The organism is Modestobacter versicolor, from assembly GCF_041028285.1.
Taxonomy (GTDB): Bacteria; Actinomycetota; Actinomycetes; order Mycobacteriales; family Geodermatophilaceae; genus Modestobacter; species Modestobacter versicolor_A.
This window is the reverse complement of record NZ_JABGDB010000069.1, coordinates 1-504: the sequence shown is the minus strand read 5'-3', so window position 1 is coordinate 504 and position 504 is coordinate 1. Positions and strand designations below refer to the sequence as shown.

The window sequence follows — 504 nt, the reverse complement described above, 5'->3', positions numbered from 1 at the left end:
CTAACGGTGGATAACCTCGTTATTGCCACCTTTGAGGAAAACCGTGCTAACGGTAACTCCCTACCGGAGAGCTGGACGCTGAAACAGGTTGTGACGGTGGGCGATGTTCGGTTGATTGCCAGCAGCCACGAAGCCGCCAAAGCGTGGAAGGCAGATAAAGAACGCTGGTCGAAAATGACCGAAGCAGAAAAGACAGAATGGACGGCAGAGCAGCAGCGAGCCGAGCAGAAGCACCGGCAGTTAGTGCGAGAGATTACGCGAGGATATGCCGAGAGCTTACCGCTGATTGAACAGCTTGACGTTATGACGCTGGAGAGCTTGCTTGATGCCGCAGAGATGAACCTAAGCCGCTTGAATGCGAAGATGCGGAGACAGTTAGAGGTTGCGATCCAGACCGGGACAGGCAGGCGCAACTATGCCACTGTAAAAGAGCAGCGGGTGAGCCTGGACGCTTTTCACGGTGCGCACGCTCGATGCTGGATTGTTCAGCAGACGTTGCGACAG

At 55.2% G+C, this 504-nt stretch carries 1 protein-coding gene; it reads left to right on the top strand.

Going from position 1 to position 504, the window contains the following annotated elements; genetic code table 11:
* Positions 1-504: hypothetical protein (locus HL054_RS22290; RefSeq protein WP_369141317.1), on the top strand; the 504-nt coding region annotated here is incomplete at both ends.